Origin of the sequence: Streptomyces lincolnensis (assembly GCF_001685355.1) — a bacterium.
Classification (GTDB): domain Bacteria; phylum Actinomycetota; class Actinomycetes; order Streptomycetales; family Streptomycetaceae; genus Streptomyces; species Streptomyces lincolnensis.
This window is the reverse complement of the sequence record NZ_CP016438.1, coordinates 7,081,877-7,107,858: the sequence shown is the minus strand read 5'-3', so window position 1 is coordinate 7,107,858 and position 25,982 is coordinate 7,081,877. Positions and strand designations below refer to the sequence as shown.

The following is a 25,982-nucleotide window of genomic DNA, read 5'->3' as shown; positions in this document are numbered from 1 at the left end:
GGCTTGGAGCACGGCTGAATGCACTGAACTGGTGTCCCTGGACACCGTCAAGACCAACGAGCTGCTCGACGCCGGGATTTGGGCATCCTGGAAACAAGTGCCCTCGCGCCCCATACGATGCGTTGTTGCCGCCGTGGCCCGCACGGCCGGCCCGTGACGGCAGAAGGGCAGGGGCGGCATGGTCAACAGGCGCAGACCCGCGGACATGGTGGTGTCCGAGCTCACCGAACTGGACCGCTCCCGGAGCCGGGCGGACCTGCTGTGGGAGCTGTTCCGGCATGCCGAGGGCGAGGTGACCACGGCGATCGGCTGGTATCTGGAGCGGCGCCGGGTGCCCTCCCGCTGGTCGCGCTCGCTGCGCGCGCTGGCCGCGCTGCTGGGGATCGTCGGCACGCTCACGCCGCTGGTGCACTCGGCCGCCCCGACGGCCGTGCGGCCGGAGTGGGGTTTCGTCTTCCTGGCCGCCGGCGCGGGCTGTGTCCTCTTCGACCGGATCTTCGGCTTCTCCGCGTCCTGGACCCGGTACATCCGCACCGAACTGGCCCTTCAGCAGGTCCTGAAGAGGGCTCAGTCGGACTGGGCGCAGCTCTATCTGAGGGCCACCGACTCACCCAGCGACAAGGAGCAGACGGCCCTGCTCGCGGTGATCGAGCGGCTCCGGCGGGACACCCAGCGCATCATGGAGGACGAGAGCGCGGCCTGGGTCGGCTATCTGGCGGAGGGGGTCGAGGAGTTGACCCGTTCCACGACCGGCGGGGCCGGCGGCCAGCGTCCGGCTCCCGCGGGTCTCTTCCGCATGGATCAGCGGATGTCCGGCCGGGACCGGATCGGTGAGCAGAGCCAGCGGCCTCGCGACACGGCCCTGTGACCGCGGGGCCGCCGGCCCTCTCACCGCGCCGTCGCCCCGCTCCCTACTCCGCGGGTGCCACCCCGGCACGCAACAGCCCGTACGCGTAGGCGTCCTCCAGGGCCTGCCAGGACGCCGCGATGACGTTCTCGGCGACGCCCACGGTGGACCACTCCCCCGCCCCGTCCGAGGTGGAGATCAGGACGCGGGTGGTGGACTGGGTGCCGTGGACGCCCTCCAGGATGCGGACCTTGTAGTCGACGAGGTCGAGCTTGGCGAGCTGGGGGTAGATCTTCTCCAGGGCCACCCGCAGCGCGCGGTCCAGCGCGTTGACCGGGCCGTTGCCCTCCGCCGTGGCGACGATGCGCTCGCCCTTGGCGAAGAGCTTGACGGTGGCCTCGTTGGCGTGGGTGCCGTCGGGGCGGTCCTCGACGATCGCCCGCCAGGACTCGACCTGGAAGTACGTCAGCGGGCGGCCCTCGACCTCCGACCTCAGCAGCAGCTCGAAGCTCGCGTCCGCGGCCTCGTAGGTGTAGCCCTTGAGCTCGCGCTCCTTCACCCGCTCGACCACCCGGCCGACCAGTTCGCGGTCGCCGCCGAGGTCGACTCCGAGCTCCTTGCCCTTGAGCTCGATGGAGGCGCGGCCCGCCATGTCGGAGACCAGCATCCGCATGGTGTTGCCGACCTGCTCGGGGTCGATGTGCTGGTACAGGTCCGGGTCGACCTTGATGGCCGAGGCGTGCAGGCCCGCCTTGTGGGCGAAGGCCGAGACGCCCACGTACGGCTGGTGGGTGGACGGGGTGAGGTTGACGACCTCGGCGATGGCGTGGGAGATGCGGGTCATCTCGCGCAGCTTGCCGTCGGGCAGGACCTTCTTGCCGTACTTCAGCTCCAGGGCGGCGACCACCGGGAAGAGGTTGGCGTTGCCGACCCGCTCGCCGTAGCCGTTGGCCGTGCACTGGACGTGGGTGGCGCCCGCGTCCACGGCGGCCAGGGTGTTGGCCACCGCGCAGCCGGTGTCGTCCTGGGCGTGGATGCCGAGCCGGGCGCCGGTGTCGGCGAGGACGGTGGCGACGACCGCCTGGACCTGGGCGGGGAGCATGCCGCCGTTGGTGTCGCAGAGGATGACGACGGAGGCGCCGGCCTCGGAGGCGGTACGTACGACGGCCTTCGCGTACTCGGGGTTGGCGCGGTAGCCGTCGAAGAAGTGCTCGCAGTCGACGAAGACGCGGCGGCCCTGCGCGGTCAGGTGGGAGACGGTGTCGCGGACCATCTCCAGGTTCTCCTCCAGCGTGGTGCGCAGCGCGAGTTCCACGTGCCGGTCGTGGGACTTGGCGACCAGGGTGATCACCGGGGCGCCGGCGTCCAGGAGTGCCTTGACCTGCGGGTCCTCGGACGCCTTGGCGCCGGCCCGGCGGGTGGCGCCGAAGGCGACCAGCTGGGCGTGTTTGAAGTCGATCTCCTGCCGGGCACGGGCGAAGAACTCGGTGTCCCGCGGGTTGGCGCCGGGCCAGCCGCCCTCGATGAAGCCCACGCCGAAGTCGTCCAGGTGCCGTGCGATGGCCAGCTTGTCCGCGACGGTGAGGTTGATGCCCTCCCGCTGGGCGCCGTCGCGCAGGGTGGTGTCGAAGACGTGGAACTGATCGTCGAGCTCGCTGGTTTCGGTCATGGTCTCAAGGCTCCTGAGGATTGGATCTCGGTCGTACCGGAATGACCGGCTCCACCGCCCCCACATACTCCCTCGCGCTCTCGCCTCCGGCTGTGGATGGGCCAGAAATGCGAAAAACCCCTCGCGGGTGCGAGAGGTCTGCGCGCGGGTCGAGGACGACGGTGTCCACCCGTACCTGGTCGTACGTGGTGGTCACTGCGGACCGGCGCGCCTGCTGCCAATAATCATGGCGGACGAGAGCACGGGGGCAGTCTGGCACAACCGGCCCCCGCGCTCACCGTCCGTCTCAGGATGCGAACAGGGTGCTGATCACCGCAGGTGGCGTACGAAGGCGTCGGTGCCGTCGTTGGTGTCGCCGGCCGGGATCAGCGTCGGGTCGGCCGACTCGAACATGATGCGCCGGGCGCCGTCGGAGATCCGCCCCGGCAGGACGTCGGCCGTGGCCGTGCCGCCGGTGGTGTCGGGGGTGACCAGGGTCGTGGTGCCCTTCTTGAGGTCCCGCAGGTAGACGGGGTTCTCCGTGCCGTACTGGCTGCCGGGCTCGGTCACCTGCGACTTGAACGTGACGTACCGGCCGTCGGCGCTCACCGCGGCGTTGCGGGTGTAGACCTGGCCGGGGCCGCCCTGGGTGCCGTGGATGCGCTGGTTCTTCCCGGTGGCGATGTCGTGCACGAAGACGTTCCAGCTGGCGTCGGTGTCGTCGGGGACCAGGTGGGTGTCCCGGGATTCGAAGACGACCGTCCGGCCGTTGCCGCTGATGGACGGGTTCAGGGACTCCTTCTCGGTCTGCGAGCCGTCGTGGGAGCGGTCGATCTGGGTGCGCTTGCCGCTGGTGCGGTCGTACATCCAGACGTCGCCCCAGTCGTCGCCGCGCGGGCCGTTGGCGTAGTTGTACTGGTAGACGATCCGGCGCCCGTCGTCGCTGACCGTCGGTCCGGAGGCGTTGCGGGGCTCCCAGGTGGGCCTCTCGTGGCTGATCCGCTCGGTGGTGCCGGCGATCCGGTCCCGCAGGTGGACCACGCTCGTGCCGTCGGCGTCCTGGAGCGTGTAGACCGCGAAGCGGCCGTTGGGGCTCACCGACAGGTCGGCGGGCTGCCCGGGGTAGCCCTCGGGGATCTCGATGCCGAAGCCGACGCGCTCGCCCGTGGCGTGGTTGTGGATCCACACGTCCGTGTCCTCCGAGGGCGAGGTGAACTGGGCGTAGACGTAGCGGCCGTCGTTCAGGACCGCCAGCAGGCCGCCGAACCCGGCGAAGCGGAGCTTGCCGGTGTGCGGGTCGCGCACGTACATGCCGCCGTGCGGCACGTTGGGGTCCAGGTCCTCCGCGTTCGAGCCGAGGGCGATGTGGCGGCCGTTGCGGCTGATGACGGACACGGGTGTCTCGCGGCTGCCCGCCTTGCCCTCGGGTGTGACGCTGACCGGTTCGGTGTGCGGTGCCCTGGGTGCGGCGGTGGCGCTCGTGGCCGGGACGGCCAGTGTCGCCGTGGCGGCGGCGACGGCGATCGCGAGCGCCAGGACGCGCTTGTTCCTCTGCATGGCTGTTCCCCCGTGGTGATGCATGGTGTTCCCCCTGAATTCCCCGTGGACGCTTCTTCCCCGGCCCCGCGCCGAGGGCTCTCCATGAGGCAAACGCACCACACGGCACAGGGTCAATCCCCCGAATTGAGTACAACCCGGGCAGGGGCTCAGGCGTCCGCGAGGAGACTCCGTCCGGCACCTCCCGCACATGGCCGAGAATCGCTGCGGCTCAGCGTGTCTCGGTGGCCCCGTGGGCGGTCCGCGTCTCCGTCACGTTCTCGTCCTCGGTGAGTACGCCGCTCGCGAGCGCCCCGCCGAGGAGGGCGGTGAGAAGTGCGGCGACGCCGAGCAGCGTCCGCCGGCGGGAGGGCGCGTGCCGTACCGCCGCCGCCCCGGCGGGCACCGGCCCGCACGCGATGCGGGTGCGCGCGTCCACCCACGCCTCGGCCTCCGCCCCGCGCAGCCCGCAGGCGGCGACGAACGCGGCGACGAGTTCGGCGCGGGGCAGCCGGTCGCGGCCCAGCATGGTGGCCGCCGTGGAGTAAGGCAGCGCGTGGCCGGCGTCGGCCGCCCGGCGTTCCAGCGATCGGTAGCTGAGACCCGACCAGGCCTTGAGCCGGCGCAGCGCGGCGACGAAGGCGGCCGGGTCGGTGTCGGGCGGTGTGGGCGGTGCGGTCGTCATGGTGGCCCCCCTGTGAGCTGGACGTACACGGTCTCGCACAAGCTCGAACACCTGACAGCTTGAGGAACGGCGAGAGCGGCGGTCAACCTCGGTGCGGATTCCCGGTGTTGGAGGTCACATGGTTCTGTACCGCTGCTCTCGCCGTCGTTTCGGCACCTCGGTCGCGGGCGTCGCGGCTCTGATGGCGCTCGGCGTTCCCGCCGCCGCGTCCCGGCCGGTGCGTGACGGCGACCCGCTCGCCGACTTCGTCCGGCGCACCTGGCCCGAGGGGGCCGGCGGCACCGTGCTCGCGGCGCGCGGCGCCGAGCCGGTGTACTGCGCCGGGTTCGGGGCGTCGGACCGCGCCGCCGGCACCCCGGCGAGCTGCCGCACGGTGTACGACGTCATGTCGGTCACCAAGCAGTTCACCGCGGCCGCGATCCTGAAGCTGGAGGTGCTGGGCCGGCTCCGGGTGAGCGACCGGATCGACCGCCATCTGGGACCGGTGCCGGCCGACAAGCGCGCCGTCACCGTCGAGCACCTGCTCACGCACACGTCGGGCCTGGTCGAGGGGCTCGGTGACGACTACGACCCGCTCTCGCGCGGGGAGTTGGTGCGCGGGGCGCTGGCATCGACGCTCCTGTCGGCGCCGGGAGCGGAGTTCCGTTACTCCAACACCGGGTACAGCCTGCTCGCCGCGATCGTCGAGCAGGCGTCCGGGGATGCCTACGAACCGTTCCTGGCCCGGCACCTGTTCGCCCCGGCCGGGATGACCCGGACCGGGTACGTGCTGCCCCGGTGGCCACGGCACCTGGTCGCGGTGGAGTACGACAGCCGGGGGCGGAGCCGGGGCAGGCCCTTCGACCACCCCTGGGCCGCCGACGGGCCGTACTGGAACCTGCGCGGCAACGGCGGCATGCTCTCCACCGCGGGCGACATGCTCCGCTGGCACCGCGCGCTCCTGGGCGGGCGGATCCTGCCGGCCCCGGCCCGGGACAGGCTGTTCGAGCCCCGGGTGCCGGAGCCCGGCTCGGAGAGCTCCTACGGCTACGGCTGGAGCGTCCGGGACACCCCCGACGGCCGGCTGGCCTGGCACGACGGCGGCAACGACTGGTCCCTGGCGCTGCTGGGCCGCTCCCTGCGCGACGGCGTCCTCGTCTTCTGGGTGAGCAACCAGGCCCGCCGGGACGGGAAGTGGGACCTGGAGGACCGGGCGCAGGAGCTGACCCTGGGCATCATCGAGCGGGTGCGGGCCGGGGGTTCGTGAGCGGGAAGAGGCCGGAGCCCGCCGCGGGGTCGCGGCGGGCTCCGGCCGGGTCGAGCGAGGTCGGGCGGGTCAGCCCAGCTTGTGCATCCAGCCGTGCTTGTCCTGCGTGACACCCCGCTGGATGCCGAGGAGGGCCTCGCGGAGGCGGAGGGTGACGGGGCCGGGGGTGCCGTCGCCGTGGCTCCAGGCGGCGTCCTTGGTCTTGGCGTGGCCGATGGGGGTGACGACGGCGGCGGTGCCGCAGGCGAAGACCTCGGTGAGGGCACCGGAGGCGGCGTCCTCGCGCCACTGCTCCAGGGTGACCACACCCTCCTCGGCGGTGTATCCGAGGTCGCGGGCGACCTGGAGGAGCGAGTCGCGGGTGATGCCCTCCAGGATGGAGCCGGTGAGCTCGGGGGTGACGATCCGGTCGCCGTAGACGAAGGCGATGTTCATGCTGCCGGACTCCTCGACCTTAGTGCGGGTCACCGCGTCGAGGTAGACGACCTGGTCGCAGCCGTTCTTCGCGGCCTCGGCCTGCGGGAGCAGGGAGGCCGCGTAGTTGCCGCCGGTCTTGGCGTCGCCGGTGCCGCCGGGGACGGCACGGACGTAGTCCTCGGAGATCCAGATGGTGACCGGCTTGACGCCCCCGGCGAAGTACGCGCCGGACGGGGAGGCGATCAGCATGAACAGGTACTCGTTGGCCGGGTGGACGCCGAGCGCGGCCTCGGTGGCGAACATGAACGGGCGCAGGTAGAGGGACTCCTCGCCGCCGTGCGGCGGGACCCAGTCGCCGTCCTGCGCGATCAGCGCGTCGAGGGCCTCGATGAACAGCTCCTCGGGCAGCTCGGCCATGGCCATCCGGCGGGCGGAGTTGCGGAAGCGCCGGGCGTTGGCCTCGGGGCGGAAGACCGCGACCGAGCCGTCGGCCTGGCGGTAGGCCTTCAGGCCCTCGAAGATCTCCTGGCCGTAGTGCAGGACATGGGTGGAGGGGTCCAGGGAGATCGGTCCGTACGGGACGAGCTGGGCGTCGTGCCAGCCGCGGCCCTCGGTCCACTTGATCGTCACCATGTGGTCGGTGAAGTGCCGGCCGAACCCGGGGTTGGCCAGGATCGCCTCGCGCTCTGCGGCGGCGAGCGGACTGGCGGAGGGCTTGAGCTCGATCGTGGGCTGCGTCATGAGTTGGGTGTCCTTCACCGGTTCGGGTAGTGACGGGCCGCGCTCACGCCCGTACTGCCAGTGGCCAGTGCTAGGACGTCCGAGCATTCCCTCATTCCGCGGCTCCGCGTTCGATTATCGCAAGTGGAGGTCCGTGGACGAAATGGCGTGAATGCGGCCCAGGGGATGATGGTGGCACCCGGCGGGGACATACGAAAGCCGCCGGGTGCGGTGAGACCCGGCGGCTTCGAAAGATCTCGCGAGGAGATCGAGTGCGCGGCGGGTCAGCCGGCTACTCGTACGGCGAGCGCGTCGCCGATCTCGGAGGTGCTGCGGGCGGGCTTGCCGGTGCGCTCCGCGAGGTCGGCGGAGACGGCCTCCTCGATGCGGCCGGCCTCGGACTCGTAGCCGAGGTGACGCAGCAGGAGGGCGACGGACAGGACCGTGGCGGTGGGGTCGGCCTTGCCCTGGCCGGCGATGTCCGGGGCCGAGCCGTGCACGGGCTCGAACATGGACGGGAACTCGCGGCTCGGGTTGATGTTGCCGCTCGCGGCGACGCCGATGCCGCCGGAGACGGCCGCGGCGAGGTCGGTGATGATGTCGCCGAAGAGGTTGTCGGTGACGATGACGTCGAACCGGCCCGGGTCGGTGACGAGGTAGATCGTGGCCGCGTCGACGTGGATGTAGTCGGTGGTGACGTCGGGGAACTCCGCGGCCACCTTGTTGAAGACGTTCGTCCACAGGTGACCGGCGAAGGCCAGCACGTTGTTCTTGTGGACCAGCGTGAGCTTCTTGCGGGGGCGGGCCTGGGCGCGGGCGAAGGCGTCCCGGACCACGCGCTCGACACCGAAGGCCGTGTTCACGGAGACCTCGGTGGCGACCTCGTGCTCGGTGCCCTTGCGGATGGTGCCGCCGTTGCCGGTGTACGGGCCCTCGGTGCCCTCGCGGACCACGATGAAGTCGATCTCGGGCTCGCCGGCCAGCGGGGTGGCGACACCCGGCAGCAGCTTCGACGGGCGCAGGTTGACGTGGTGGTCGAAGAGGAAGCGGAGCTTCAGCAGGAAGCCGCGCTCCAGGACGCCGGACGGCACCGACGGGTCGCCGATGGCGCCGAGCAGGATCGCGTCGTGCTGCTTGAGCGCGTCCACGTCGGCGTCGGTGAGGGTCTCACCGGTGGCGTGGTAGCGCTTGGCGCCGAAGTCGAACTCCTTGGTCTCCAGCTTCACATCCTGCGGAAGGACGGCGGAGAGGACCTTGAGACCTTCGGCCACGACCTCCTGGCCGATGCCGTCACCGGGAATCACTGCGAGATTGATGCTGCGAGACATGCCGCGCACCCTACTCCTCGTCCCATGGGATGACACGGCCCGTCCGCGATACGGACAGACCCCCTCACGCGCCCGGTCAACCCGTCGCCACCCGTTCACCCGTATGTAGGGCGGGTGTTGAGCTCCGCTGGGAAGTTCTCCCCCATGGAGACCCCTGACTGCGGCATTCCGCCCGAGCTCGCGCGCCGGATGACCATGGCCGAGCAGTACGAGTACCTGCGGACCCGACTGACCCGGCGGCGCACGCTGGTGACGGCGGGCGCGGTGGCGGGCGGCCTGCTGACCGGCTGCGCGGGCGGGGACGACTCACCCTCCCCCGGCCGGCGCACCACGCCCCCGTCCCCCACACCGTCGGTCTCCGGCTCCGTCGTCGCCCCCTTCGGCCGCCATCTCGCCTTCGGCGCCGACCCCAAGACGCAGATGCGGATCTCCTGGCAGGTGCCGCTCGCGGTGAAGAAGCCGTACGTCCGGGTCGGGACCCGCCCCGACGACCTGGGCCGCAGGATCGAGGCCGAGATCCGCGACCTGCACACCCCCGGTCTCGAAGGGGTGCGCGCGGCACTCGACCAGTTCTATGTGCACGCGGCCCTGGACACCCTGCGGCCGGGCACGACGTACTACTACGGCGTCGGCCACGACGGCTTCGACCCGGCCTCACCCGGGAACCGCGGGACGATCGGCTCCTTCCGTACGGCGCCGGCGGCCCCGGAGCGGTTCGTCTTCACGGCCTTCGGCGACCAGGGGGTGAGCCAGGCCGCCGCCGCGAACGACAACCTCCTGCTGCGCGAGAAGCCGGCCTTCCACCTCCACGCCGGCGACATCTGCTACGCCAACGGAAACGGCAGGGGCACCAAGGAGGACGGCTACGACCCCGCCTTCTGGGACCTGTTCCTGAAGCAGAACGAGCCGGTGGCGAAGTCGGTCCCCTGGATGGTGACGACCGGCAACCACGACATGGAGGCCTGGTACTCGCCGGACGGCTACGGCGGCCAACTGGCCCGCTTCTCCCTCCCCGACAACGGCTTCGACCCGCGCACGGCACCGGGCGTGTACGCCTTCACCTACGGCAACGTCGGCTTCGTGGCGCTGGACGCGAACGACGTGTCGTACGAGATCCCCGCGAACCTCGGCTACAGCGGCGGGCGGCAGACGGCCTGGCTGGACCGGAAGCTGGGTGAGCTGCGGGCGTCTTCGGCGGTGGACTTCGTCGTCGTCTTCTTCCACCACTGCGCGTACTCGACGTCCACGCACGCCTCCGACGGCGGGGTGCGCGCACAGTGGCTGCCGCTGTTCGCCAAACACCAGGTGGACCTGGTGATCAACGGGCACAACCACGTCTACGAACGCACCGACGCGATCCGCGACGGCGAGGTCGGCCGGCCGGTCCCGATCGGCGCGTCGACCGACCCGACCCGCGACGGGATCGTGTACGTCACGGCGGGCGGCGGCGGCCGGGACCTGTACGGCTTCCCCTCCGGCGCACCGGAGAGCTACGAGGGGCACGTGCGGGACCGCGAGTCCGTCGAGACCTTCCGGTGGACGAAGTCCCAGAAGTCCGACGCGGAGACCGTGGAGTGGTCACGGGTGCGCTACCGGGGCTTCTCGCTGCTCTCGGTGGAGGCGGAGACCGGGACGAGGCCACGCCTGAAGGTGTCGGCCCTGGCGCAGAGCGGGGAGCGGATCGACCACTTCGAGGTGCGGCGCGGCGGTTAGACCGCGCCGCACCTCGCGCGGGTGCGGCTCCCGGGTCTGTGGGTCCTGCTCAGTGGCCGGTCGATCCGCCGTTGTCACGGCGGTCGAGGGCGCGCTGGAGGGCCGCGGCGGCGTTCTTGCGGTCGGACTCGCTCGTGCGGGAGCTGTGACGGACTCGACGGCGGGCGGTCGTCTCGGCCATGAGAAATCGACTCCTTCGAAGGGTTCGAGAGGGGTTACGACGAGACGCCGGAAGGGGCGGGGAGCGGTGCCGCAGGGATTGCCTGCTTCGGGGCCCGGCTCACGACCGCCATTCGCTTGATCGAGCGAGACGTTCGGCTTCTACAAAGCTAAGGGAGGAGGGCCGGTCTGTCTCCACAATTACTCGGGCTTCCTACTATCTGAGACGGCGACCTCCCTCACACCGCGCTGACCTGCGTTTTCGTGAGAACGGCGTCGGGTGGGTCCCCAAGACCCGGGCCGCGGTCCACGATGGACACCGGCGGCCCGACCGTCCCCGCCGCCCCGGTCCGGATCGGGAGGGAGCCCCGATGACCACGGCAGCGCCCCGCACACAGGTGATCACGCAGCACCGCTTCGGCGGTCCGGACGTCCTGGAGCCGGCCCACCGGCCGCGGCCGGTGCCCGCCGGGGACGAGATCCTGCTCCGGGTCCGCGCGGCGGGCGTCACCCCGCAGGACCGGCAGGCGCGGTCGGGCACGGCGCCGCTGTACGGGGATCCGCCGTTCACGCTGGGGTCCGACGTCTCCGGGGTGGTGGAGGAGGTGGGCGCCGAGGTCACCGGTCTGCGCCCCGGCGACGAGGTGTTCGGCAGGGTCGACGGCGGGGGGTACGCCGTCCATCTCACCGCGCCGGCCCGCCACTTCGCCGTGAAGCCGGCCTCACTGGACCACGTCCGCGCGGCCGCCGTCCCGACGGCCGCGCTCACCGCCTGGCAGGCCCTGATCGACATCGCCCGGATCGGCCCGGGCACCCGGGTGCTGATCCACGCGGCGGCGGGCGGTGTCGGGCACGTGGCGGTGCAGCTGGCCAAGGCGGAGGGCGCGTACGTCATCGGCACCGCCCGCGCCGACGACCACACCTTCCTGCGCGACCTCGGCGCCGACGAACCGGTCGAGGACACCGCGGACTTCGACACCGTCGTCCAGGACGTCGACGTCGCCCTGGACCTGCTCGGCGGCACCCACGGCCCGCACTCCCTGAGCGCCCTGCGCCCCAAGGGCCTGCTGCTCTGTGCCGTTCCCGGTGACCTCGGTCTGTCCCCGGAGGACGTGGAGGGCCGCGGGATGCGCTTCGCGGTGGTCCAGCCGGAGCCCTCCGCGGAACGCCTCACCAAGATCGCCGCCCTCCTGGCGAGCGACCGCATCCGCGTCCATGTCTCGGCCGCGCTGCCCTTCGCGGAGGTCTCCAAGGCGCACGAGCTGGGCGAAGGGGGCGGGGTGCGGGGCGCGCTGGTCCTTGTGATGCCCGACTGAGAGGGCATGGGTGAGGGGCCGGGCAGGACGCCCGACCCCTCGTGACACGACCGGAGGTCAGCCCATGTGCGGGTACGGGTAGTCGGTCGGCGCGACCAGGGTCTCCTTGATGGCGCGGGTCAGGGTCCAGCGCATCAGGTTCTGGGGGGCGCCGGCCTTGTCGTTGGTGCCGGAGGCGCGGCCGCCGCCGAAGGGCTGCTGGCCGACGACGGCGCCGGTGGACTTGTCGTTGATGTAGAAGTTGCCCGCCGCGTAGCGGAGCTTGTCCATCGTGTACGCCGCCGCCGCACGGTCGGCCGAGACGACCGAGCCGGTGAGGGCGTAGTCGGAGGCCGACTCCATCTGGGTCAGCATCTCCTCGTACTTCTCGTCCTCGTAGACGTGCACCGCGAGGAACGGGCCGAAGTACTCGGTGGTGAAGACCTCGTTCTCCGGGTCCGTGCACTCCACGACGGTCGGCCGGACGAAGTAGCCCACCGAGTCGTCATAGGAACCGCCCGCGACGATCGTGCAGGTGGGGTCGGACTTCGCCCGGTCGATGGCGGCCTTGTTCTTGGCGAAGGCACGCTCGTCGATGACCGCGCCGATGAAGTTCGACAGGTCGGTGACATCACCCATGGCGATGCCGTCCACCTCGGCCGCGAACTCCTCCTTGAAGCCGGAGTTCCAGATCGACGCCGGGATGTACGCCCGGGAGGTCGCGGAGCACTTCTGGCCCTGGTACTCGAAGGCACCGCGGGTCAGCGCGGTCTTGAGGATGGCCCTGTCGGCGCTCGGGTGGGCGACGACGAAGTCCTTGCCGCCGGTCTCGCCGACCAGGCGGGGGTAGGTGCGGTACTTCTCGATGTTGGCGCCGACCGTCTTCCACAGGTGCTGGAAGGTCCTGGTCGAGCCGGTGAAGTGGATACCGGCGAGGTCGCGGTGCTCCAGGGTCACCTTGGAGACCTCGATGCCGTCACCGGTGACGAGGTTGATGACGCCCTTGGGCAGACCCGCCTCCTCCAGCAGCTGCATGAGCAGGACGGCCGCGTGGGTCTGGGTCGGGGACGGCTTCCAGACGACGACGTTGCCCATCAGCGCGGGCGCGGTCGGCAGGTTGCCCGCGATCGCCGTGAAGTTGAAGGGCGTGATCGCGTAGACGAAGCCCTCCAGGGGGCGGTGGTCGAGGCGGTTCCAGACGCCCGGGGAGTTCGCCGGAGGCTGCTCGGCGAGCAGGTCACGGGCGTACTTGACGTTGAAGCGCCAGAAGTCGATCAGCTCGCAGGGCGTGTCGATCTCGGCCTGCTGGGCGGTCTTGGACTGCCCCAGCATGGTGGAGGCCGCGAGCGTCTCGCGCCACGGGCCCGACAGCAGCTCGGCCGCGCGCAGGATGATCGCCGCGCGGTCGTCGAAGGACATCGCGCGCCAGGCCGGCGCGGCGGCGAGGGCCGCGTCGACGGCGTCCCGGGCGTCCTGCTGCGTGGCGTTGCGGTAGGTGCCGAGGACGGCCTTGTGGTTGTGCGGCTGCACGACCTCGAACGCCTCACCGCCGCCCAGCCGCTTCTCGCCGCCGATGGTGCAGGGCAGGTCGATGGGGTTCTCGGCGAGCTCCTTGAGCTTCGCCTCCAGGCGGGCGCGCTCGGGCGAGCCGGGGGCATAGCCGTGCACCGGCTCGTTGACGGGGGTGGGGACCTGGGTCACAGCGTCCATGGGTTACCTCTTCCGAGTGATTCCCGGGCTTCAGCCGGGGGAAGCTGAAGCGGTTGCGTATGGTGAGCGGCGGTCAGGGCTTGACCGTCACGAACTCGCCTCGGCGGGCTCGTGAGAAGCCCTCTCGGGGGCGGAGTCACGGGTTCCGTAACTCCTTTCCACGGAACCGGGTCCGGCTCAGCCGGCCGTGGGGCGGCGGCTGTGGGTCTCCGAACACCTCTCGGAGACCGACAGCCGCGGCTCGTCCAGCGCATCACCCCTTGCTGATCATCGAGCGGGCGAAGAAGCGCAGGTTCGCCGGCTTCTCCGCGAGGCGGCGCATGAAGTAGCCGTACCAGTCGGTGCCGTAGGCCGTGTAGACGCGCATCCGGTGGCCCTCGGCGGCGAGCCGCAGGTGTTCGTCGCCGCGGATGCCGTAGAGCATCTGGAACTCGTACTCGTCGAGCTTGCGGCCCGCGCGGTGGGCGAGTTCCTGGGCGATGGAGATCAGGCGGGGGTCGTGGGAGCCGATCATCGGGTACCCCTCGCCCTCCATCAGGATCCTCAGGATCCTGACGTACGCCTTGTCGATCTCGTGTTTCTGCTGGTAGGCGACCTCGGCGGGCTCCTTGTAGGCGCCCTTGACCAGGCGCACGCGACTGCCGCCGTCGGCGAGGCGGCGGGCGTCGGCCTCGGTGCGGAAGAGGTACGCCTGGATGACGCAGCCGGTCTGCGGGAAGTCCTTCCGCAGCACCTCGTGGATGGCGAACATCGAGTCGAGGGTGGTGTGGTCCTCGGCGTCGAGCGTGACGGTCGTACCGATCTCGGCGGCGGCCTCGACCACCGGCCGGACGTTGGCGAGAGCCAGCTCGTGGCCGCCGGGCAGCGCCTGGCCGAACATCGACAGCTTGACGGACATCTCGGCGCGGGTGCCCAGCTCCAGGCCCTTCAGCCGGTCGACGAGCTCCAGGTAGGCGTCCCGGGCGGCGGCTGCCTGTTCGGGTGTGGTGATGTCCTCGCCGACGACGTCCATCGTCAGCTCCAGGCCCTTCGCGGTCAGCTCCCCGACGACCGGGACGATGTCGTCCACGCCCTCGCCCGGGATGAAGCGGTCGACGACCTGCTTGGTCACCGGGGCCGCCGAGATCAGGCGTCGCATCCGGTCGCTGCGCGACGCGGCGAGAATCACGGGACCCAGCACGGGGCACCTCCACAAACCAGCAGAACCAGCAGACAGGACCACCGTGAAACCTAAGGATCCCTCCGATCCCCGACCATCGACAGCTGTCACGCATCCGTGCCGCAGATCTCAGACAGATGTATGAAGCGCAGCCGAAATGCGCGAGAATGCCCGGGTGACGACGTCGGACCACAAGGACCACAAGGGCGAGTACCAGGAGCTGGTCGACGAGCTCTCGGAGCTCCTCGGCGCCCCGGCGACCCTGGAGAACCGCGACTTCGAGCTGATCGCCTTCGGCGCGTACGACAGTGAGGGCGAGCTCGACGCGTCCGCGCTGGATCCGGTGCGCACCCGCTCGATCCTGACCCGCCGGTCGACGGCGGCCGTCCGCACATGGTTCGAGGGCTTCGGCATCACCCGGGCGACCGGTCCGGTCCGCATCCCGCCGACCCCGGAGGCCGGGGTGTACCGCGGACGCGTCTGCCTCCCCGTCCGCCATCGCGGTGTCGTCCTCGGCTACGTCTGGCTCCTGGACGACGATCCGGGGCCGACCGAGCGGCAGCTGGACGCGGCCATGGAGGTGACGGCCCGTATCGGCGCGCTGCTCGGGGACGAGGCACAGCACGGGGCCGATCTCAGCCGGGAGCTGCGGGCCGTCCTCACCGCGGAGCGCGGCTGGCAGCAGGACATGGCCGTCGCCGAACTCCGCACCGCCCTCGGGCCCCGCGCCGACACCCTCCACGCCGTCGTCTGCGTGGCCCCCTGGCCCTCGGCCGACCCGGACGACGCCCCCTCGGTCCGTACGGTGCCGGGGGCGACCGCGCTCTGCACGGTGCCGTGGGGGACGGCCGCCCAGTCCCTCGCGCTCCTCGTACGGCTCCGCTCGGCGGACGTACTGACACCGGCGGCCTCGGCGGCGGGCCGGCTGCTGGAACTCGCGCGCCAAGGAGACGGGGAAGGACGCCGGGAGTCCGGAGCGGAGGGGCACGCACGGCCCGGGGCACCGGGGCGGGGAACGCCGGGGCGAGGGTCCGTCGGTGCGAAGGCCGCCGGAGCTTCCGCCGCCGGAAACGCCGGTGCCGGGGTCCTCCCCGTCCGGACCGCCGCCGCCGGGATCTCCGCCGCCCGTGCCGGCCTCGCCGAGTTGGGCGCCGCCTGGCAGGAAGCTTCCGCCGCCGCCCGCGCCGTCCTGGCGGAGCCGCGCCTCGGGCCGGTCGCCGAGTGGGCGTCCATCGGTCCGTACCGGCTGCTGACCTCCCTGCCCGCCGACGCGGCCCACGACCCCGCCGTCCGCGCCCTCCTCTCCCCCGCCCACCGCGAACTCGCCCGCACCGCCGAGGTCTACCTCGACTGCGCGGGCCAGGCCGGCCGTACCGCCGCCGAACTGGGCATCCACCGCCAGACCCTCTACTACCGCCTCTCCCGCGTCGAACAACTCACCGGCCTGGATCTCGACGACGGCGAGGACCGGCTGTTGCTGCACATGGCGTTGAAGGGGGCGCGGCTTTAGCTCCGGAACGCGGGATGCGGGATGCGGTGCGCACGCTCACGGGAGCGTGATGAGGGCGATGCTTTCCGCCTGCGCGACGGCCAGCCGGGTGCCGTCGGGATGGAGGGCGGCCACGGGAGAGGGGATGTGGTCGACGCCGTAGCAGGTGTCCTTGACGGGGAGGCCGACCTCGGGCCATTCCGCGACGAGGCGCCCGGTGGCCGTGTCGAGCAGTCGCGGGTGGCCGCGGAAAGAGACCACTTGATCGCCGCGGGGCAGCAGAAGGACACCCGGCTCGGCATCGGCGATCGGGCTGCGGTGGAGCCACCGTCCCTCGGACATCGACCACACACCGAGACGGCCGGGAGGAAGCTCGGCCTCGTCGGTACCTCCCCCTTCCGTCCCCGTCGCCACCACCAGCCGATCGGCGTCGAGCCAGCAGCCCGCCGTCACCTCGCCGTTCAGGGCCGTCGTCGTCGGCACCAGACCGTCGCCGTCCAGAGTGCCGGGGTCGGTGAGCGCGCGTGCCGTGTCGTAGACCATGGCGACGCCGAAGGGATGCCAGAGCCATCCGACCGAGAGCAGGTACCGGCCGTCCGGGCTCAGACTGAGCTTGGAGTGGAAGACGTCCTGCGGCTCGCGCTCGCCGGCGGTCAGCCGCTCGCCGCTCGCCGCGTCCTCGATCTGGAGCACGTTGTACTCGTCGGGGCAGTGCACGACGACCTCGCGCCCGTCACTCAACGCGCCCAGGGCGAGCGGGTAGTCGTAGTCCCCCGCCAGCTCGTCGCTGCGGACCAGCTCCCGCACGACCTCTCCTCGTTCGAGCAGCAGCCCCTCGAGGTTGCGCTCCTGGTACAGCGCGGAATACCGGCCCGAGGCCGAGGTGGTCCCGGCGTCGAAGAAAAAGATCTCCGCGAATGCCTCCTCCCACGCCACCCCGTCGTGGCCCGAGGCCTGACCACCCCCGGCCGCGGAGACCAGTTCGTCGCCTTGCCACACCAGCGATTTCGGCGCGGCCTGCACCGGTATCGACTCCACGGTCATTGATGACCACCCCCATGTTGAGACCCCTGGACAGGCCCGGCGCCGACCAACTTCCGTCGGCCTGGCGGCGATTGCGCCCGGATCCAGGGAACGTACACCGGGGCAGGAGCCGAGGGGTGGGGGTCAGCGTCCGAACTTCTCTCCGAACTTCTCGATGTACAGCCCGCTGTCCGGGCGGGCGCGCACGACGACGGTCTCCCGTCCCTGCCCGTCGGTCGTCTCCTCGATGACGGATCCCCTCGCGGTCGCGATGAGCACCAGCTCGGGAAATCCGCGCGCCCAGCTGGGCAGTCGCCCGGTGAAGAAGGCGTAGGTCCGCCGCACCCAGGTGCTCGCGGCGTCTATCAGAACCCGCGCCCGTACCTCCTCCTCGCTGTCCGGCGCGGCTTTCCCCGAATGCTCCGCCAGGCACGGGTCCCGACGGCGGTCGGGATGCTTCCTCGCCCGGTCGTCCTGCTCGTCGCGTATCGCCCGTTCCGCACGCTCGGCGGTCCCCCTGGGTGCCGCGTCCCTGAGCGCCTGGGCGTACTCCTCGTGGTGGAGCCGGTAGGCCGAGCGCCCGGCGGGGTCCACGCCCTCGGCGATCAGCGGTGCCGCGACGTCGAGGGCACGCCGTACGTCGTCGTCGGTCAGCGGCTCCTCCTCACGGCACACTCGCGCCGTGATGTCCGGCCACAGACCGCTCGCCCACGGCAGTCCCGCGCCCCGGGAGAACGCCAGGCCCGTGAGGAGCACGCACACCTTCCGGAACTCGCCCTCGTCGCGGGAGCGTGCCCGAAGGACGTCCCACAGGGCATGCGCGACGGTCGGCGTCTCCCCGTCCTCGTCCGAGCCCCGGCCGTCCGGGGCCGGCGGTGTCATGGCCGTCCGCAGGGCGATGAGGCGAAGCAGCAGATGGTTCCCGCGGGCCCGCCGGACGATTCCCGGAGCCGCCTCGCGCGCCTGCTCCGCGGACCATCCGCTGCGGCTGCCCGGCCCGTCCGGCTCGACCAGCAACCGGGCGGCATGGCCGGCCATGTCGTCCCGGGCATCCTCCCGGTCCAGGTCCACTTCCTCCACGGTGCCCGAGGCGGGCACCAGATGCTTCGACACCGTGGCCAGCACGCGTATGTCCGGCCGGGCGCCGGCCAGTTCGGCCAGCACCCTGGCCATCATGCGCGGTCCGTCGTCGTCGCCGTCCGGGCTCTCCGCCTCCTCCACCCCGTCCACCACCAGTACTCCCCCGGCCCCGGGCAGGGGTGACTCCGCGATACGGGCGAGCAGGTGCTCGACGCTTCGGTGGCGCACATCGACCAGCAGTACGGCGGCCTCCCCCGACCCCTCCCCTTCCGTGAGGCGGCGGTGGAACTCCCGTAGCAGCGCCGACTTTCCGGTGCCCGGCGCCCCCGTGACCGCCAGCCACCGTCCGGGCGGGGCCGGCTCGGCCAGCCAGGCGTCCATCCGCCCGAGCGCGTCCGAACGGCCGACGAATCCGGTTCCGCCGGGCCATGACCGCGCCCTCCGTTCGGAGAGCGGGATGCCCTCCGGGAGGTCCTTGTAGCGGGGGTTGGGGAAGAACGCGTGCTCGCTGTCCTCGCTGAGGAACACCGCGTGCGTGGCGTGCTGCTCCTGGAGCCGGTCGTTCATGTGGTCGATCAGCGATTGCAGGGCCAGGTTCTTCGCGCACGTCCCGCCGCACTTCTCGTCCCTCACCGCCGCCTCCAGCGCCTGCGCGAACGCCTGCCCGTAGGCCGCCTCGTAGGCTCGTGAGGCGCACAGCACGGAGAAGGAGACCAGCTGCTGGTCCTGGTACGCCTCCGGGTACTGCGCGAACTGGCCCACCATCGCCTGGCCCGCCGCGGCGGCACCGGCCGCCGCGTGGCAGGTGTGCAGGATGAGCAGCAGCCGGCGCGCTCCCCGCTCGGCCAGCAGCCGGACCAGGTCCTCCGCCGCCAGCGCGGTGGCGGCCGGGGCGGCCTCGACGCTGTCCACGCCCGCCAGGTAGTGCCGTCCTTCGGATCGCAGGCCGTGCCCGCTGTAGTAGACGACCACGACGTCATCGGGGCCGAAGCACCGGTCCGGCCCACCGCCCAGTTCCCTGCGCACGCCGTCGGCGCTGCGGCCCAGCAGCGCGGGGACGGTGTCGTACGACAGTTCCTCGCCGAAGAGGCGGATCATCCCCTCCAGTTCGGCCGGTACGTGGTCGAGTGGATCGAGTTCCGTGTACGTGCCCGTTCCCGCGGCCAGAAACCACCTGGTCATCGTGTCAGCCCCTCGTGGATCGCCGCACCGGTCGCCCGGTCGGTCAGGTAGTGCAGCAGGTCGTGGGCGCGCCAGCCGTTGTCGACGGCCCGGTCCAGCACCTCGGGGGCGTCGTCCGTGACGGGGGCATCCGCGACGGCGTCCCCGTCGGCACCGAACAGTCCGGACAGCCGCTCCCGCAGAGCCACCACGTCGCGGCGGTCGTAGATGTTCGTCCAGCGCACGCCGGCGCCCGGCCAGGCCCCCCGGCCCTCCCGCGGCGCGGGACACAGCCGCTCGAAGACGAGATGGCGGACACCCAGCGGCGACCCCAGGGTGATCAGCGCCCTGACCCCGTGTCCGGGGAGCGCGCACAGCGCCTCGTAGGCGACGACCGAGCCCAGCGAGTGCCCGACCACGACCCGGGTGTCCTCGGTGATCAGGCCGCTCACCCGGGCCAGTACGGGTTCGCGCATGTCCCCGTCCAGGTAGTGCCGGAGCTGGCGCAGGGATCCGTACAGCGCCGGTTCCGTCATGGTGGTGGCGAAGCGGGACCTGCTGAGGGCTCTCAGCGCGGCCTTGACTGTGAGCGGGATCGGCGCTCTCGCCCCCGCGGTGTCGGGGTTCTGGACGTTCTCCGGATCGATCCGGGCCGCCGCACGCCACCACCGGAGCGCCAGTTCCTCCTCGAACCGCGAGAGGTCGGATCCGTCGTGTTCCAAGTACTCCGGACCGCCTCGCCGGCCTTCTCTTCTGAAGAGGTCGCCGTAGAAGGCCATCGCTATCCGGTCGATGCCGGGTGCCTGATGTCCCGCGTGCTGGACGCCGCCGCGCAGGGCGCGTGCCACGGGCTCGTGCAGAAGCTCCGCCGCCCGGTACTGCTGACCTATGCCGTGCACGACCACCACAGCTGCCATGAGCCGACTCCCCCCGGGTCACGATCCCGGGGGTCTGCCCGCCCCGCTCCCTCGTTACGCTCCGGAGCGGGAAAGGTACGCACGGTGCGGGACCGGGCCGTGCTGCACCGGTACCCCGCGCACGGGACGCGCCCGTACGGCCGTCTCCACCCTCCCCCGCGCCACCGTCGACCCCGGCCCGACCCCTCGCCCCCTTGACCAGCAGATGGACCCAACTACTGAAAACGATTGTCATCGTGCTACGGTCAGCGCACCGCCCCTTGACCGCCCCTTTACCCGGAGGGCCCCGTGCGCCTGTCCACCCGCAGTCTGCTTCCCGCCACGGCCCTCGCCGCCACCTCCGCACTGCTCACCGGCTGCTTCGCCGGAGCGGAGTCGGCCACGGGTGACCAGGGCGACGGCGAGCGCGTACGTCTCGCGATGATGCAGCCCCCACGCTCCGGGCTGTCTCCGCTCACGGACGACGCGTTCAAGCTGTCGCGCTGGTCGACGGCGGAGACGCTGGTGAAGCTGGACGCCGACGGGAACGCCGTACCGGCGCTGGCCACCAAGTGGCGGCAGTCCGGCCGCACCTGGACCTTCGAGATACGCGACGGTGTCACCTTCCACGACGGCACGAAGCTGGACGCCCAGGCCGTCGTGCGCTCCCTGACCAGAGCGGCCGGCGCGGCCCCCAAGCCCCGCATCCTCGACGGTGTCGAGGTGACCACGAAGGCCGTGGACGCGGACACGGTCACCGTCACGACCGCCGCCGAGGACCCCCTCGTCCCGCAGCGGCTCAGCTCGCCGCAGCTGTCGATCCTCGCGGCGAAGGCGTACCGGGGGAAGTCGGTGAACCCGCTCGACGCGGGCACCGGCCCGTTCGAGCTGACCAAGGTCAACGGCACCTCGTCCGCGAGCCTCGACCGCTACGACGGCTACTGGGGCGGCAAGGCCAAGGCCCCGGGGATCGACGTGAGGTTCGTGCCCGACGGCACCGCGCGCGCCGCCGCGCTCCGCAGCGGTGAGGCGGACATCGTCGAGGCCGTGCCGGTGTCGCAGGCCGCGCTGCTCGACGAGGACCTGATCACCGAGGTCCCGATGCCCCGCACCAACACGCTCTACCTGAACACCGGCAAGGGCGCCTTCAAGGACGCCTCGCTGCGCGCCGCCGCCCGTGAGGCGATCGACGCGAAGTCGATCGTGGAGGGCGTGTACGAGGGGCGGGCGGATGTCGCCCAGGGGCTGCTCGGCCCCGCGCTGCCGTGGGCGGCCGAGCTGCGCACACCGGTCCAGCGGGCCAAGGCCGGCAAAGCCGACGGCGAGACGGTGACCATCGGCACCTTCACCGACCGCGCCGAACTGCCCGAGGTCGCCGCCACGCTCCAGCAGCAGCTGCAGAAGGCCGGGTTCAAGGTGAAGCTGGACATCCGTGAGTACGCCAACATCGAAGCCGACATGCTGGCGGGCGCGTTCGACGCGTTCATCCTGTCCCGGGCCACCGTCCTGGACTCCGGCGACCCGGCCGCCTACCTCTACAGCGACTTCGCCTCCGACGGCTCCTTCAACATCCCCCAGCTCGCCGACACCAAGGTGGACGCGGCGGTGACGAAGGCCGGCGAGACCAGGACCGGTGAGACGCGCCGCAAGGCGATCATCGCCGCCGAGGCCGCCGTGCTCGGCACCGACGCCGCCGTACCGATGCTCCACGAGCGGGTGATCCAGGGCGACGCCGCCGGAGTCGTCGGCGCCGCCCACGACCCGCGCGAGCGGGAACTGGTCACGGCGGACACCTACGTCAAGTGAAGCTCCGTACACGGAGGCCGGTGAGCACGGCCGGGCTCACCCGGCTGCTCTGCCTCCTCGCCGTCCTGACCGCCGTCGGCCTGCTGCCCTGGCTCTCCGGCAGGGACCCCGCGCTGACCGTGCTGCGGGCCCGTTCCGCCGAGCAGGAACCGACGAAGGAGGCCCTGGACGCCGTACGACAGGATCTCGGGCTGGACGCGGGTCCCCTGTCCCTGCTGGGGAGTTGGGCGTCGGACCTGGTGCGCGGAGACCTCGGTGCGTCCTGGGTGTCCGGCACCGATGTGCTGCCGTCGGTCCTCGCCGGGCTCCAGGTGTCCCTCGGCCTGATGGGCGCGGCCTTCGGGGTGGCTCTGCTGCTGGCCTGCGCGCTGGTCGCGCCCGTGCTGGTGCGGGGGCGCCGGTCGGCCGGGGCGTGGGGCGCGATGCTCGCGGCGGTCCCCGAGTTCCTCCTGGCCACGGTCGCGCTGCTGGTGGGCGGGGTGTGGCTGGGCCTGCTGCCGACCTCCGGCTGGCAGGGCCCCGCGTACATGGTGCTGCCCGCGCTCGCGCTCGGCGTCCCGGGGGGCGGTCTGCTCGGCCGACTGGTCGCGGACGCGCTGCCCGCCGTGCTGGACGAGCGGTGGGTGGAGCTGTGGCGGGGCGCCGGAGTCGGCCGGGGCAGCATCTCGGCGGCCGCCCTCAAGCGGGTCCTGCCGCCCCTGGTCCCGCAGTTCGGCATGGCCGCCGTGGGTCTCACCGGCGGCGCGGTCGCCGTGGAGACGGTGTTCGCCGTGCCCGGGATCGGGCGTACGGCCCTCGGCGCGGCGAAGTCGCAGGATCTGCCGCTGCTCCAGGGATCCGTCCTCGCCCTGCTGCTGCTCGGCCTGGTCGCCGGCGCGGCGTCGGCTCTGCTGCGGCGCCGGCTGCTCGGCCCGGCCCTGCGGGACGCCGGGCTGTCGCTGCCGCCGGTCCGTCCGGTGCGTACCCATCCAGCGGTCCCATTGGCCCTGTTCGCCGTCCTCGCCGTGACGATCGGCTGGGGTCTGCTGCGCGACCCGTACACCGTGACCACGACGGCCCGCCTGGCGGCGCCCTCCTGGTCGCATCCGCTCGGCACCGACGGCCTCGGCCGCGATGTGCTGGCCCGGCTCGGCCACGGCGCCGCCCCGACGGTCGGCACGGCCGCGGCCGTCTGCCTGCTCAGCCTGGTGATCGCCCTGGTCCTGGGCTTCCTTCCGGGCGTCGCGGCGGGCGCGGCCGACATCGCCAACGCGCTTCCCCCGGTGATCGTCGGCATCCTGGTCGCGGCGGCCGCCGGTCCCGGCACCGGCGGGGCGGCCTTCGCGGTGGCGCTGATCTCCTGGCCGCCCCTGGCCGCGCACGCGGCGGCGCTGGTCCAGGAGGTGCGGGCGTCCTCCTTCCTCACCGCCCAGCGGGCCATCGGCGCACCGCCGTCGTGGATCCTCACCCGGCACGTCCTGCCCTCGGTCGCCGGCCCCGTGGCCCGGCACGCCCTGCTGCGGCTGCCCGGTATCGCCCTGGCCCTGGCCTCCCTCGGCTTCCTGGGCCTGGGTGCCCAGCCGCCCGCCCCGGAGTGGGGCCTGCTCCTCGACGAGTCCCGCGCCTATGTGGAACGCGCCCCCTGGGCCGCCCTCGCCCCGGCGGTGGCCCTGGCCCTGCTGGCGGGGCTCGCGGTGTCGGGGGCGTCGTACGCGCAGGGCCGCGACACCGTGGTCCGGCGCCGGAAGGCCGCTACCGGGTCCCGAACGTCCGTGAAGGAGGCCCCCGTTGGCGTCTGAACCGCTGCTGTCGGTGCGTGATCTCAGGATCGCCTTCGACGGCGTCGAGGTCGTGCGCGGACTGTCCTTCGACATCCACCCGCGCGAAGTCCTCGCGATCGTCGGCGAGTCGGGCGCGGGCAAGTCCCTCACGGCCCGGGCCCTGCTCGGCATGCTCCCGCACGGGGCGACCGCCACCGGAACCGTACGGCCGGATCTCTCGGCCGAGCGCGGCCGCCGGATCGCCCTGGTCCCGCAGGACGCCCTGTCCGCCCTGTCCCCCGTGCACCCTGTGGGTGACCAACTCGCCGCCGCCGTACGGTCGGTGGCCCGCGTCCCGCGCAAGGAGGCCCGGGCCCGGGCGGTGGCCGCGCTGGACAGGGTCGGCATCCCGGACGCCGCCCGCCGGGCGCGGGCGTATCCGCACGAGTTCTCCGGCGGTATGCGCCAGCGCGCGGTCATCGCCATGGCGACGATCAACGAACCGGACGTCCTCGTCGCCGACGAGCCGACCACCGCCCTCGACGAGGAGCGCCGCGACCAGGTCCTGAGCCTCCTGGCGGAGCAGCGGGAGGCGGTCGGCGCGGCGCTCGTCCTGGTCACGCACGACCTGGACGTCGTACGGGAGCACGCGGACCGCGCGCTCGTGATGTACGCCGGCCGGCTGACCGAACTCGGCCCGGCGGACGAGGTGTTGACCCGCCCGCTGGCCCCGTACACGGCGGGGCTGCTGGCCTCGCTCCCCGAGTACGCGCGAAACCGCCGCCTGCCCACCCTCCCGGGCACCCCGCCGGCGCCGGGGGCACTGCCGCCGGGCTGCGCGTTCGCCCCGCGCTGCCCGCTCGCGGCGGGCGAGTGCCATCACGAGGAGCCGGAGCCCCGCCCGGCCGAGGGCCGGCTGACCGCCTGCCACCACTGGGCCGAACTCCCCCACCCCGCCGTCGAGTTGTTCCGGGACCAGCAGCATGCCTCTTCTTGACGTCCGCGATCTCGTCGTCCGCTACGGCAACGTCACGGCGGTGGACCGCGTCTCCTTCGCCCTGGAGGCCGGCGAGACCCTCGCGCTCAACGGCCCCTCCGGCTGCGGCAAGTCCTCCACCGCCCTCGCGGTGCTCCAGCTCCCCCGCCCCGCCGCCGGTGAAGTGCACTTCGAGGGACGGGAGTTGACCTCCCTCACCGAGAGCGAGCTGCGTCCCCTGCGCCCGCGGATGCAGCCCGTCTTCCAGGATCCCTACGGCTCCCTCAGCCCCCGCCACCGCATCCGCGACGCGGTGGCGGAACCCCTGAAGGTCCAGGGCCGCTGGGACCCCGAGGGCGGCCCCGCCCGGGTCGCGGAACTCCTCACCCGCGTCGGCCTCGACCCCTCCCACGGCGACCGTCACCCGCACGAGCTCTCCGGCGGCCAGTGCCAACGCGCCGGAGTCGCCCGGGCGTTGGCCTCCGACCCACGGCTGCTGGTCCTCGACGAGCCGGTGTCGGCCCTGGACCCGTCGGTGCGGGCCGGCGTGCTGAACCTGCTCGCCGACCTCCAGGACGAGCTGGGCCTCGGCTACCTGTTCATCTGCCACGACCGGTCCGTCGTACGGCACTTCGCGGACCGGGTGATCGAGATGCGGGACGGGCGGGTCACGTCCCCTTGACCCCCTCGACGATCCGGCGCAGCCCTTCGGCGAGCTGGTCCGCCTCGGGGGCGGTCGCCGGGTCGAAGGTCCACTGCGCCATGAGGCCCATCATCAGAGTCAGATAGAAGTAGCCGAGCGTGTCCACGACGTCCTCCGTGACGTCCTCCTCCCGGCCGCCGTGGAAGACGGTGACGATGCCGCGCGCGCCCTCCCGCTGCGCCCGCGCCAGATGGTCGCGCACCTCGGGCACCTGGTCGCCCATGACGACGATCTCCAGGCTGAGCCGCCACAGCGAACCCGGGTCCCGCATGGTCCCGATGATGTTCGACCACACCTCGGCGAACCGCTCGATCGACCCGGGCTCCCCCCGGATCTCGCCGCCGCCCTCGAAGGCGTCGGACATGCCCTCCACCATCTCGACGTAGGCCTGCGCCAGCAGCGCGTCCTTCGAGCCGTAGTGATAGCCGATCGACGCCAGATTCGTCCCCGACTCCTTGACGATGTCTCGCGCTGTGGTCCGGACAAAACCCTTCGCCAGCAGGCAGCGCTTGGCGCCTTCGAGCAGATCCTCACGGTGTCCCATACGGCCACTCTATCTATACGGCCGACTTACACAGTCGTCACAGACAAGCGTCATAGACAAGCGTCATAGACAAGCGTTTAAGACGCTCGTATAGTCACCGTC

21 protein-coding genes are annotated in these 25,982 nt (G+C 72.0%); 9 read left to right on the top strand and 12 right to left on the bottom strand.

All coding sequences use genetic code 11. The features are described 5' to 3' along the window. Positions 1–205 precede the first annotated feature (205 nt). Positions 206–868 carry an SLATT domain-containing protein gene (locus SLINC_RS31745; protein WP_159425377.1) on the top strand — a complete coding sequence of 221 codons (663 nt, stop codon included), beginning with the start codon at positions 206–208 and terminating at the stop codon, positions 866–868. 43 nt (positions 869–911) lie between these two features. Here SLINC_RS31745 and cimA read toward each other — a convergent pair whose 3' ends face one another. The 3 genes from cimA to SLINC_RS31730 form a co-directional block, all read right to left on the bottom strand. Then, positions 912–2,516, bottom strand: a complete 1,605-nt coding sequence (gene cimA, locus SLINC_RS31740) for a citramalate synthase (protein ID WP_067440272.1) — start codon at positions 2,514–2,516, stop codon at positions 912–914. Between the two features lie 309 nt (positions 2,517–2,825). Further along, positions 2,826–4,052, bottom strand: a complete 1,227-nt coding sequence (locus SLINC_RS31735) for a TolB family protein (protein ID WP_067440268.1) — start codon at positions 4,050–4,052, stop codon at positions 2,826–2,828. Between the two features lie 211 nt (positions 4,053–4,263). After that, on the bottom strand, positions 4,264–4,716 hold the full coding sequence (locus tag SLINC_RS31730; RefSeq protein WP_067440261.1) for a hypothetical protein: 453 nt from the start codon (positions 4,714–4,716) through the stop codon (positions 4,264–4,266). Positions 4,717–4,834: 118 nt separating this feature from the next. Between SLINC_RS31730 and SLINC_RS31725 the strand changes: the two genes are divergently transcribed. Continuing rightward, entirely contained in the window at positions 4,835–5,962 is a 1,128-nt protein-coding gene (locus SLINC_RS31725; RefSeq protein ID WP_225988302.1) for a serine hydrolase domain-containing protein, read from the top strand. Positions 5,963–6,031: 69 nt separating this feature from the next. Here the strand turns inward: SLINC_RS31725 and SLINC_RS31720 are convergent, their stop codons facing one another. Next, complete coding sequence (locus SLINC_RS31720; RefSeq protein ID WP_067440258.1) at positions 6,032–7,120, bottom strand: branched-chain amino acid aminotransferase; 1,089 nt, start codon at positions 7,118–7,120, stop codon at positions 6,032–6,034. 263 nt (positions 7,121–7,383) lie between these two features. Next, positions 7,384–8,427, bottom strand: a complete 1,044-nt coding sequence (locus tag SLINC_RS31715; protein ID WP_067440255.1) for a 3-isopropylmalate dehydrogenase — start codon at positions 8,425–8,427, stop codon at positions 7,384–7,386. Between the two features lie 144 nt (positions 8,428–8,571). On the opposite strand from SLINC_RS31715, the gene SLINC_RS31710 reads away from it, so the two are divergent. Beyond that, entirely contained in the window at positions 8,572–10,140 is a 1,569-nt protein-coding gene (locus SLINC_RS31710; protein ID WP_067440252.1) for a purple acid phosphatase family protein, read from the top strand. 49 nt (positions 10,141–10,189) lie between these two features. Here SLINC_RS31710 and SLINC_RS50075 read toward each other — a convergent pair whose 3' ends face one another. Beyond that, positions 10,190–10,321, bottom strand: coding sequence for a hypothetical protein (locus SLINC_RS50075; protein WP_106981133.1), 132 nt, complete (start codon positions 10,319–10,321; stop codon positions 10,190–10,192). Between the two features lie 349 nt (positions 10,322–10,670). Here SLINC_RS50075 and SLINC_RS31705 point away from each other — a divergent pair, with 349 nt between their 5' ends. Next, positions 10,671–11,615 (top strand): NADP-dependent oxidoreductase, encoded by a 945-nt coding sequence (locus SLINC_RS31705; RefSeq protein ID WP_067440249.1) that lies wholly within the window; start codon positions 10,671–10,673, stop codon positions 11,613–11,615. Between the two features lie 57 nt (positions 11,616–11,672). Here the strand turns inward: SLINC_RS31705 and pruA are convergent, their stop codons facing one another. Further along, positions 11,673–13,304, bottom strand: a complete 1,632-nt coding sequence (pruA, locus tag SLINC_RS31700; RefSeq protein WP_067440246.1) for an L-glutamate gamma-semialdehyde dehydrogenase — start codon at positions 13,302–13,304, stop codon at positions 11,673–11,675. Between the two features lie 253 nt (positions 13,305–13,557). After that, positions 13,558–14,484 carry a proline dehydrogenase family protein gene (locus tag SLINC_RS31695; RefSeq protein WP_067440243.1) on the bottom strand — a complete coding sequence of 309 codons (927 nt, stop codon included), beginning with the start codon at positions 14,482–14,484 and terminating at the stop codon, positions 13,558–13,560. Positions 14,485–14,620: 136 nt separating this feature from the next. Here SLINC_RS31695 and SLINC_RS31690 point away from each other — a divergent pair, with 136 nt between their 5' ends. Then, a complete protein-coding gene (locus tag SLINC_RS31690) occupies positions 14,621–15,973 on the top strand; it encodes a PucR family transcriptional regulator (RefSeq protein ID WP_067440240.1) in 1,353 nt (450 codons plus the stop codon). A 36-nt stretch (positions 15,974–16,009) separates the two neighbouring features. Here the strand turns inward: SLINC_RS31690 and SLINC_RS31685 are convergent, their stop codons facing one another. The 3 genes from SLINC_RS31685 to SLINC_RS31675 all read right to left on the bottom strand — a co-directional run bounded on the left by SLINC_RS31685 (position 16,010) and on the right by SLINC_RS31675 (position 20,133). Then, positions 16,010–16,996, bottom strand: a complete 987-nt coding sequence (locus tag SLINC_RS31685; RefSeq protein ID WP_067440237.1) for a WD40 repeat domain-containing protein — start codon at positions 16,994–16,996, stop codon at positions 16,010–16,012. Positions 16,997–17,119: 123 nt separating this feature from the next. Continuing rightward, positions 17,120–19,237, bottom strand: a complete 2,118-nt coding sequence (locus tag SLINC_RS31680; protein ID WP_067440233.1) for an ATP-binding protein — start codon at positions 19,235–19,237, stop codon at positions 17,120–17,122. Beyond that, positions 19,234–20,133, bottom strand: coding sequence for a lipase family protein (locus SLINC_RS31675; RefSeq protein ID WP_079164830.1), 900 nt, complete (start codon positions 20,131–20,133; stop codon positions 19,234–19,236). Before SLINC_RS31675 ends, SLINC_RS31680 begins: the two co-directional genes overlap by 4 nt. Before the next feature lie 288 nt (positions 20,134–20,421). Here SLINC_RS31675 and SLINC_RS31670 point away from each other — a divergent pair, with 288 nt between their 5' ends. Genes SLINC_RS31670 through SLINC_RS31655 form a run of 4 tightly spaced genes read left to right on the top strand, consistent with a single transcriptional unit; the run spans position 20,422 to position 25,315 of the window. After that, the gene (locus SLINC_RS31670) at positions 20,422–21,918 is read left to right on the top strand and encodes an ABC transporter substrate-binding protein (RefSeq protein ID WP_067440227.1); all 1,497 of its coding nucleotides are present in this window, start codon (positions 20,422–20,424) and stop codon (positions 21,916–21,918) included. Positions 21,919–21,938: 20 nt separating this feature from the next. After that, complete coding sequence (locus tag SLINC_RS31665; protein WP_375141501.1) at positions 21,939–23,696, top strand: ABC transporter permease subunit; 1,758 nt, start codon at positions 21,939–21,941, stop codon at positions 23,694–23,696. Then, complete coding sequence (locus tag SLINC_RS31660; RefSeq protein ID WP_067440221.1) at positions 23,686–24,654, top strand: ABC transporter ATP-binding protein; 969 nt, start codon at positions 23,686–23,688, stop codon at positions 24,652–24,654. The genes SLINC_RS31665 and SLINC_RS31660 overlap by 11 nt, the downstream gene beginning before the upstream one ends. Then, entirely contained in the window at positions 24,641–25,315 is a 675-nt protein-coding gene (locus tag SLINC_RS31655) for an ATP-binding cassette domain-containing protein (RefSeq protein WP_067440218.1), read from the top strand. The genes SLINC_RS31660 and SLINC_RS31655 overlap by 14 nt, the downstream gene beginning before the upstream one ends. Here the strand turns inward: SLINC_RS31655 and SLINC_RS31650 are convergent. Further along, positions 25,302–25,880 (bottom strand): TetR/AcrR family transcriptional regulator, encoded by a 579-nt coding sequence (locus SLINC_RS31650; protein ID WP_067440215.1) that lies wholly within the window; start codon positions 25,878–25,880, stop codon positions 25,302–25,304. The two genes, SLINC_RS31655 and SLINC_RS31650, sit on opposite strands and share 14 nt — an antisense overlap. Between the last annotated feature and the right edge of the window lie 102 nt (positions 25,881–25,982).

Excerpts from the sequence above, each read along its gene's own strand:
- SLINC_RS31655 (WP_067440218.1), top strand. The coding sequence starts at position 24,641 with ATGCCTCTTCTTGACGTCCGCGATCTCGTCGTCCGCTACGGCAACGTC.
- SLINC_RS31690 (WP_067440240.1), top strand. The coding sequence starts at position 14,621 with ATGCGCGAGAATGCCCGGGTGACGACGTCGGACCACAAGGACCACAAG.
- SLINC_RS31675 (WP_079164830.1), bottom strand. The coding sequence starts at position 20,133 with ATGGCAGCTGTGGTGGTCGTGCACGGCATAGGTCAGCAGTACCGGGCG.
- cimA (WP_067440272.1), bottom strand. The coding sequence starts at position 2,516 with ATGACCGAAACCAGCGAGCTCGACGATCAGTTCCACGTCTTCGACACC.
- SLINC_RS31735 (WP_067440268.1), bottom strand. The coding sequence starts at position 4,052 with ATGCAGAGGAACAAGCGCGTCCTGGCGCTCGCGATCGCCGTCGCCGCC.
- SLINC_RS31705 (WP_067440249.1), top strand. The coding sequence starts at position 10,671 with ATGACCACGGCAGCGCCCCGCACACAGGTGATCACGCAGCACCGCTTC.
- SLINC_RS31715 (WP_067440255.1), bottom strand. The coding sequence starts at position 8,427 with ATGTCTCGCAGCATCAATCTCGCAGTGATTCCCGGTGACGGCATCGGC.
- pruA (WP_067440246.1), bottom strand. The coding sequence starts at position 13,304 with ATGGACGCTGTGACCCAGGTCCCCACCCCCGTCAACGAGCCGGTGCAC.
- SLINC_RS31745 (WP_159425377.1), top strand. The coding sequence starts at position 206 with ATGGTGGTGTCCGAGCTCACCGAACTGGACCGCTCCCGGAGCCGGGCG.
- SLINC_RS31725 (WP_225988302.1), top strand. The coding sequence starts at position 4,835 with ATGGTTCTGTACCGCTGCTCTCGCCGTCGTTTCGGCACCTCGGTCGCG.
- SLINC_RS31650 (WP_067440215.1), bottom strand. The coding sequence starts at position 25,880 with ATGGGACACCGTGAGGATCTGCTCGAAGGCGCCAAGCGCTGCCTGCTG.
- SLINC_RS31720 (WP_067440258.1), bottom strand. The coding sequence starts at position 7,120 with ATGACGCAGCCCACGATCGAGCTCAAGCCCTCCGCCAGTCCGCTCGCC.
- SLINC_RS50075 (WP_106981133.1), bottom strand. The coding sequence starts at position 10,321 with ATGGCCGAGACGACCGCCCGCCGTCGAGTCCGTCACAGCTCCCGCACG.
- SLINC_RS31680 (WP_067440233.1), bottom strand. The coding sequence starts at position 19,237 with ATGACCAGGTGGTTTCTGGCCGCGGGAACGGGCACGTACACGGAACTC.
- SLINC_RS31685 (WP_067440237.1), bottom strand. The coding sequence starts at position 16,996 with ATGACCGTGGAGTCGATACCGGTGCAGGCCGCGCCGAAATCGCTGGTG.
- SLINC_RS31710 (WP_067440252.1), top strand. The coding sequence starts at position 8,572 with ATGGAGACCCCTGACTGCGGCATTCCGCCCGAGCTCGCGCGCCGGATG.
- SLINC_RS31730 (WP_067440261.1), bottom strand. The coding sequence starts at position 4,716 with ATGACGACCGCACCGCCCACACCGCCCGACACCGACCCGGCCGCCTTC.